The organism is Flavobacterium sp. AJR (genome assembly GCF_002156885.1).
Lineage (GTDB): Bacteria > Bacteroidota > Bacteroidia > Flavobacteriales > Flavobacteriaceae > Flavobacterium.
Genome location: NZ_NCWQ01000159.1, coordinates 1 through 8,496 on the forward strand (window position 1 = coordinate 1; position 8,496 = coordinate 8,496).

The following is an 8,496-nucleotide window of genomic DNA, read 5'->3' on the forward strand; positions in this document are numbered from 1 at the left end:
AGAAGCTAAAGCGAAATGTACTAAAGTGGATAGTTTTAAATTATATCTGAGACCAATAAATTATTTTGATGTTTTTTTATTCTTTTAGCCCTGATAGGAACGGTATCCTTTTGTGGCGGGGTTCGCCATAAAAGATAGAGTGTATAGCAGGAAATAGCTCCTTTTTTAGCTTTTATTGTTAATGATTAAATAAGTAAAGGAACAAAGGTTTTAAATTTTTAATATGGCAATTCGTCTGCTGGAATACCTATAAAGTCAGGTTCGGGTGTGGTTTTAAACTGTACTACTTTAATATCGGTATGACCTTGTTGAAGTGCTTTCATTACACGATGCATTCCATCCATCAAGCGTCCATTGGCGCACAAAATAATTGGGTAGTCTAAACTAGCTTCTTCCATGAGTTTTATATGCTCCAGAATAGCTGTACAAGTAGGTAATTGGCTTGGATCTTGAAACCAGTATGTTTCATTTACTTCACTAATTTCGCTCAATAAAACACGTTTAACAGGGAAGTTTTTAGATAGTTCTATTAATCGATGTACATCCCAAGCTCTTAAACCATCTTTGCTTGGGCGTAAGTTATATTGTTTTCTCATGTCATTTCTCAAATTAATCACACAAAGTTATAATTATATTAAGCTTACTCACTTGATTGAACAGTGTTTTTGTGTATTTGAGAAAGTGTCTATTTGCATTTATATCTTATTTATCTTGATTTATTACTTAAAATATATTTTTTGATGAATTAGTGTTTAATTTTAAATTGAGTGTTATAAGTTTCTTTATTAAGTTACTCGATGTATTAGAGCTAATTAATGTGTCTTATTCTATTATTTTTAAAACTTTTAGTAGCTTTTCTTGGGTTGAATATCTATAATTTTATAATTAATATTTTAAGGAATTATTAACTAATAAATTGTTTTATTATGATAAAATTTAGAAAAATATCAAAAGTTCTATTTGTTTTTGTCTCCGTTGTGTTTGTGACAAATTGTACGAATGAAGAAATTGGAAGGGAGGAACCAATCTTGGATGCCAAAGTCATTGAGGCTAAAAACTGGTTTGATGATAATAATCCAGAATTGACTATCCTAAAACACACCAAAGAAATTAGTTGGAGTGCTGCTATTATAACAGATGGAGTAAAAGGTACTGTTATAGAAATACCAATTGTTTTAAAAGATAATGTTGTAGTAACAAGTGAAAGTCAACCACTAAAAACATACAATAGGTTGATGTTTACTCCAAATGAAAAAGGGGTATATAAACTATCACATATTGTAATTGCAGCCGAAAGTGATAAGTTTGACGTTAATGATAAGAATTTTAATTTCTATAACGTTAAAACAAATTTTGAAGGATTTGTAACAACCTTAGGTTCTCAAAGTAAAATTAATTATTTTAGTTCTGTTAAAAAGAAATCTGCTACTTCAAAAACTAGTAAAACAAATATGGAAGATGCGATTTGCATAGGAATTTACGAAATGTATAGTGACGGTAGTAGTCGTTTTGTTTCAGTACTTTTTTGTGATGACTGGGGAGGTAGTGGATTAGGTGATGATGGAGGTGGTGCTTCTGCAGGAGGAGATGACTACGGAGGCAATAGTAATGGACAACCTCGATCTGCAGCGCAAATTGTTATAAATCGTATCGGTGTAACAAATCTAGATGATTGTCCTAAAGAAATTTTTGAGGAATTAAAAAAAGAAGCAAAAGGGGATTTAGCAAAGATGCTAACAAGTCTAGGAGCAGAAAGTGAATATAATGTAGAAATGGTGATGGGGACACTAAAAAAATCTAGTAACTATGCCGAAACAAACAGAAATGGAAAAAACGATTATACAATTACCATTAGTCAAGATTATGAGGGAGCTACTACTTTATACAAAGCTACAGCCATTGTACATGAATTGGTTCATGCCTATCTTTTAAGTGTTGTAGATAATTATAATACTTATCCAACAAATGCCCCTTTTGAAGATTATCCCACGTTATTTGAGTTTTATATTACTAAATTCCCGCATGATCCTAACATGACTGTTGCTGCACAGCATGAGGCAATGGCGGTTTCTACAGTCAATACAATAGCAAGTGCAATTTACGGGTACCAATTAAACAATCCTCCTTATAATATTTTTGATGTTGATTTACAAGTTTACAAAGACCTAGTATGGGGTGGATTAATGGAAACGCCAACATTTAAAGCTAAATTTCCTGTAGGAAGCAATGATTATAATAGAATTTATAATAGAGTGCGTGCAGAACAATCGGGGCGTCCTGTGGGAGAAGGAACGCCAAATGCCCAATCTCCAAGAGGAATACCGTGTAAGTAAAATATCTAAAAAATGAAAAACTATATTATTTGCATTAACCTTATCGCTCTTTTTGTATCTAGCTGTTCCTCTACTAAGGATAAATACAATGCTTTGAACAATTATTTTGAAACTGTTGTAACAGATTCTATGAAAGAAGTTATTGTTATAAAACAGAAAGACAACCCAAATCTTATACTCGACGTATTAAAAACAAATCAAATAAATGCTATAGATGCTAAAGGAGTAAAGCGAGTTGATAAAACTTTCTTTAAAGAAAAAGATTGGGATGCAATGAAAAAAAAGTATGGACGTATCCAATTGCCCGAGCAAGGAAATTCATTAGAAGATGAATTTTGGACAAAAGATGATTTTAGACATAAAAGAATCATTATTGAGTATTATAAAACACAAAATGATTTACTTAATAAGTATTTAGATATGCGTAATGATACTAATTATGAAATGTATTTTTTTTCAGATCCAATTTATTACCATAAAAAAAAATATTTGGTTTTTGTGGCAACTAAATCTAGCATGATAGGCGGAGGAAGCACTTTTGCTGTAATAATGGAGAAGAAAAGTGGAAAATGGATACAAACCTACGAAGCATACCCCAGTTGGTTTAATTAGATGCTTATTGCAATAATAGTCCAGATTCTTATTTATTCAATTGGAATCTGGATTGTTTTAAAAGATGTAAAAGATGAAAAAATATATTATTTGTATTGTAACTATCTCAATTTTTGTATCAGGTTGTTCCTCTACTAAGGATAAATACAATGCTTTGAACAATTATTTTGAAACCATTGTAAAAGATTCTACCAAAGAAGTTATTGTTATAAAGCGAAAATATAGTCCAAATATCACACTTGAAGTGCTAAAAGGAAATAAAATAAGTTATATAAATGTTAATGGTGTTACACAAGCGGATACTACTTTTTATAAAGAAAAAGATTGGAAAGCAATGAAAAAGAAGTATGGACGTATCCAATTGCCCGAACAAGGATATCTATTGGAAAATGAATTTTGGACAAAAGAAGACTTTAGGCACAAAAAAATTATTTTTGAGCATTATAAAACACAAAATGATTTGCTTATTAAATACATGAATTTTAATAATAGTCTTAATTTTGAAGTATACTTTTTCTCAGATCCTATCTATTATCACAAAAGGAAGTATTTAATTTTTACTGCAGTTCAGTCTCGTTTGGAAGGTGGTGGAAACTCTCATGTTGTAATAATGGAGAAGAAACACGGAAAATGGGTACAGACACATATAGGATATCCAGACTGGTTTAATTAAATGCTTATTACAATAATAGTCCAGATTCTTATTAAATAGGAATCTGGATTGTTTTAAAAGATGTGAAAGATGAAAAACTATATTATTTGTATCGTAACTATTTCAATTTTTGTATCAGGTTGTTCCTCGACTAAGGATAAATACAATGCTTTGAACAATTATTTTGAAGCCATTGTAAAAGATTCAACCAAAGAAGTTATTGTTATAAAACAGAAAAAAAGTTCAAATATTACACTAGAGGTTCTAAAAGCGAACCAAATAAGTTCTGTAGATGCTAAAGGAGTGAAGCGATATGATAAAACTTTCTTTAAAGAAAAAGATTGGGAAGTAATGAAGAAAAAGTATGGACGTATCCAATTGCCCGAACAAGGATATCTATTGGAAAATGAATTTTGGACAAAAGAAGACTTTAGACATAAAAGAATCATTATTGAGCATTATAAAACACAGACTGATTTACTTAATAAGTATTTAGATATGCGTAATGATACCAATTATGAAATGTATTTTTTTTCAGATCCAATTTATTACCATAAAAAAAAATATTTGGTTTTTGTGACGACTAAATCTAGCATGATAGGCGGAGGAAGCACTTTTGTTGTAGTAATGGAGAAGAAAAATGGAAAATGGATACAAACTCATGAGGCATATCCAGATTGGTTTAATTAGATGCTGTTCTAGATTCTAATTATAAAAAGCAAAACCGCCAAAAGATATTCTTTTCGGCGGTTTAGGTTTATGAGTATTATTATAAAAATTAGGAATCGTTTATTTTATTACCAGTTTTTTACTTTGCTTAAGTGTACCATCTGTAATTACTACATAATATATACCTGTTGGTAAATGGTTCACATGATAAGTAGTTGTATTACGAACTGTATCTATAAGCGCTCCATTATTGTTGTAAATTGTAATTACCAGATTAGTTGATTCTATATTCTTAAGTGAGAAGTTTACAACATCTGAAGCTGGATTAGGAGAAATTGTAAATGATTTATCGTTTTCAAATTCATTAATTCCAAGCGTAGGAGGAAGGGTAACATCCATAGGAGTGCTCCAGTCACTAGCTCCATTTGCGTATACAGCTCTTATTCTTATTTTGTAATTTCTCTCTTCTCCTTGTTTCTCAATATATTGACTATAAGATGTAGATGTTGCAAAATCTGCCCATCCTGTTACTGCATTATATAATTGTATTTCATAACTAGTAGCACCATTAATTAATGCCCATGTAGCGTAAAATCCATAAGGGTAAGTTCCATTAGATGGATCGTAAAATACAGGAATTGGTAGCGCTGGGTTTGCATCATCGATAGTTACTGTTGCAATATTAGAATAGGTAGAATAAGTAGTATTCTCGCTAGCTCTTACTTTATAAGAGTAAGTACTTCCTGCAGTTAATCCTGTATCTGTATATGAAGTTTCGTCGGCACTAAGAGTTGCAATTACGCTATATGCTCCGTTTCCTAAAGCTCTTTCTATAGAGAATCCAGTTTCGATGTCTGCATTATCATCCCATGTTAAATCAACTTCAAGAGTAGCTGCATTTGCTATTGCAACCAGATTAGATGGCGCTACTAAAGCTCCAGGAAGTGTAAAGTCTCTAGGAGTACTCCAGTCACTTGTACCTGTTGCATTTACAGCTCTCATTCTTACTCTATAACTTGTTTGTGTTCCTTTTTTATTAATATATAAGAAATGAGCAGTTGATGTTCCTTGGTCAACCCATCCGTCAGTTTCATTATATACCTGAATGTCATAACTAGTTGCACCATTGATTAATCCCCATGTTACATAAAAACCTGCAGCATAAATTCCTGTATCTCCTTCATTAATTATTGGTTTAGCCAATGTTGGGTTCGGATTAGAATCTTCGATTGTTACTGTTGCCACATTCGAGTAATCGGAATTTGTAGCATTCATATTTGCTTTTATTCTATAAGAATAAGCGTTTCCTTTTGTTAATCCTGTATCTGTATAAGAAGTTATGTTTGGAGCAAAAGTTTTAATAACGCTATATGCACCAGTTCCTTCAGCTCTTTCTAATGTAAATCCTGTTTCATTATCTGAGTTATCTACCCATGTTAATGCAACCGAAAGTGCTGTTACATTTACTGTTCCTGCCAAATTGCTAGGCGCATTGATAATTGGGGTTGTTATAGATTCGTTTGGTTTAGTATTGTAAGCAAAATTAGTAACGGTATATCCGTCTCCGCTTGCAGTTACTTTTACTTTCATCCATCCGTAACATATTCTTCCTCTATTAGTGTATTCAAAACCTACATAACCAGTTTCGTTATCCCAAGTATTGTATGTTGCTGTACGTAAATCTAATTGATTAGGATATGCTCCCGGAGCTGTAAAATTACTTGATGCTCCTATAGTACCACCTGCAGGAACTTTAGTGATATTTCTTGTTCCTGGTTCGCAAACTAATCTTTTACCATAAGTTTCGATTTTTAATGCATTTGCTGCAAATTGCCATGCCCCATATTCGGTATTATCACCGATAATTAAGCTAAACCATTGCCAGTTTGCTGCTGGTGAAGCTACATAGTCAGGATTGTCTACATAATAGATTCCAAAAGGAGCTTCAAATTCTACTTTTATTGTTTTTGATGCATTATCTAGTGTTGTAATTCCGCCAGTTATTGCTGCATCTTTAAATGTAACTACTACCGAAGAATTATTATTAGGTAAGTGAGAAGTTGCTTTTCCTGTTAAAGCAAGTACTGCTTTAGAGTTATTCTCTAATGTTAAAGTTGCAGTTAATCCTGCTGGTACTCCTGTAATTGTATAATCGGTACCTACAATTAATGCTCCTGAACTTTTGGTAAAAGTTCCGTTATTGGTAGATAATGTAATTACTGCATTTATAGGAACTGCACCATCATTATTGTCAGATTCGTATAATGTGCTTGGTGATAATGTTACCCCAACTTTTGCAGTTACTCCTGTAGTTATAGGCGAACCTGGTTGTGTGTTATAGGCATATTCAGATATTGTATATCCGTTTCCGTCTGCATCTACAGTAACTTTGAACCATCCGTAACAAGTTGCGCCCTCAAGCAGAAAGTCAAAACCTACATATCCTGTTTTACCATCCCAGTTTTTGTATGTTGTAGTGCGCAAATCTAATTGATCAGGATATGCTCCCGGAGCTTTAAAATTACTAGCAGCACTTATTTGAGTATTTGCAGGAAGTAATGAAATGTTTCTTGTTCCTGTTTCACATACTAGTTTTTTAGCATAGGTTTCAATTTTTAAAGCATTGGCTGCATATCTCCAAGCTCCAAATGATGGATCATCTCCTTTTTCGATATCAAATGCTTTCCATGTAAGCGCCGCATTTGCAGTTGCATCTGGCATATCTACAAAGTAAATTCCGTATGGATCTGCAAATTTAAGATCATAGTATAAAGCAGTACAAGTCATAGTCGAAGCTCCGCCTGAGAAAGCTGCTGGTAACAATGTAATTGTTCCTTTGGCACTATTAGATTTTAAATGGCTTGTAGCTTTTCCCGTTAAAGTAACTGTTAATAGAGAATTAGAATTAACTGTGATTACTGGAGTAATTCCTGCTGGAAAAGTATGGGTAAAATGTGTTCCAGAAGTTAGTGTTCCAGAAGCTAGAGCAAATGTCTCTGTTCCTGTAAGGGTAATTGTTGCAGCAGTATCAAACGAGCCATCATTAACAACTGCTTCTTTAAAGAAATTTGTACTTGAAGCTAATAATCCTCCTGTTGTATTTACTCCCGTAGCAATTAAATTACTTTCTTGCCAAAGAGTTTTTCTTGCAGGATGTTCTAAGGCAGCAAGCATTCTGTCTATTTGACCCTGAGTATACATTTTGTAACAACCTTGAGCACCATTGTAACCCATGTAGTTTTCATTATTTACTCTGTCGCCATTACAATTTGTTCCTTGTGTACATGACAACGTATGTTTACCATCTTCAAGTGGGGTGTCATCTACTTCATCAGAACCTGTGCAACCACCTTCAAAAGTGTGTATTAAATTTAGGAAATGACCAAACTCATGTGTTAATGTAGCCGAAAATTCTTTACTATAAGAGTTGTCAAACAAATAAGCACCGTTAAATACAACTCTCGCTGTATTACTAGCAGTCATACCTGTACTTGGGTACCAGGCAACTCCTGAATTGTTAAGTGTTCCATCGGCATATAAATCGTTCTGAATATAGACATTCATATACTTTTTATTATCCCATGCATCAGCAGCGATTTGGTCATCGTATCCGCCACCATTACCATAACCATTTTTTGCAGGGTGAAATACAACTCCAGAAGAGCAACCTCCATTTGGGTCGATTTTAGCAAGTTTAAATTCAATTTTTAATGTTCCTCTTCTTGCCTGAAAAAATGGATCTACAGTTGCGTAATCTGCATTACGACCATTAAAATCATCATTTAGTTCTTTTAGGTGGTTTACGATTTTTTGGTAAGTAACGGTTTTCCCGCTTTGAACATCACCGTAAATATGAAACACTACTGGTATAACATAGGACGTTTCTACTTTTTTGGATGTTTTGGATTTCCTTTCAGCACTGAATTTTTTGCTAAAAGTATCAAAGTCTTGTTTCTCTTTTAATGCATGCGGATTCAGTTTGTAAATCTTTTCGTTTTCTTCGCTAGTCCGACAAGGTAATCCTTGAGCACTTATCTTTAAAACGAAAATGAACGCCATAAATAAAAATAATTTTGTTTTCATAATCTTAGGAATTTGTTAGTATGAAACCAAAGATATTTTTATATTGAATTATGTAGTTGTACTATTTTATTCGTTTATGATATCAAATTATCTATAAATTAACCTAGAAATTACATTATGTATTTTTATTCTTATAAAATTATAGAT

General features: G+C 32.7%; 6 protein-coding genes. 4 read left to right on the plus strand and 2 right to left on the minus strand.

All coding sequences use genetic code 11. The annotated features are described in order from the left end of the window. Nucleotides 1–218 precede the first annotated feature (218 nt). Complete coding sequence (locus B8T70_RS23060) at nucleotides 219–596, minus strand: hypothetical protein (RefSeq protein WP_086896385.1); 378 nt, start codon at nucleotides 594–596, stop codon at nucleotides 219–221. 330 nt (nucleotides 597–926) lie between these two features. Between B8T70_RS23060 and B8T70_RS23065 the strand changes: the two genes are divergently transcribed. The 4 genes from B8T70_RS23065 to B8T70_RS23080 all read left to right on the plus strand — a co-directional run bounded on the left by B8T70_RS23065 (nucleotide 927) and on the right by B8T70_RS23080 (nucleotide 4,287). Continuing rightward, the gene (locus B8T70_RS23065; protein WP_086896386.1) at nucleotides 927–2,333 is read left to right on the plus strand and encodes a hypothetical protein; all 1,407 of its coding nucleotides are present in this window, start codon (nucleotides 927–929) and stop codon (nucleotides 2,331–2,333) included. Between the two features lie 12 nt (nucleotides 2,334–2,345). Further along, complete coding sequence (locus tag B8T70_RS23070) at nucleotides 2,346–2,945, plus strand: hypothetical protein (RefSeq protein WP_123912161.1); 600 nt, start codon at nucleotides 2,346–2,348, stop codon at nucleotides 2,943–2,945. Between the two features lie 73 nt (nucleotides 2,946–3,018). Beyond that, a complete protein-coding gene (locus B8T70_RS23075; protein ID WP_086896388.1) occupies nucleotides 3,019–3,618 on the plus strand; it encodes a hypothetical protein in 600 nt (199 codons plus the stop codon). A 69-nt stretch (nucleotides 3,619–3,687) separates the two neighbouring features. Continuing rightward, nucleotides 3,688–4,287, plus strand: coding sequence for a hypothetical protein (locus B8T70_RS23080; RefSeq protein WP_086896389.1), 600 nt, complete (start codon nucleotides 3,688–3,690; stop codon nucleotides 4,285–4,287). A gap of 99 nt (nucleotides 4,288–4,386) precedes the next feature. On the opposite strand, the gene B8T70_RS23085 is transcribed toward B8T70_RS23080, so the two are convergent. Further along, nucleotides 4,387–8,349: a M43 family zinc metalloprotease gene (locus tag B8T70_RS23085; protein WP_086896390.1), complete on the minus strand. Its 3,963-nt coding sequence runs from the start codon at nucleotides 8,347–8,349 to the stop codon at nucleotides 4,387–4,389. Nucleotides 8,350–8,496: the final 147 nt, after the last annotated feature.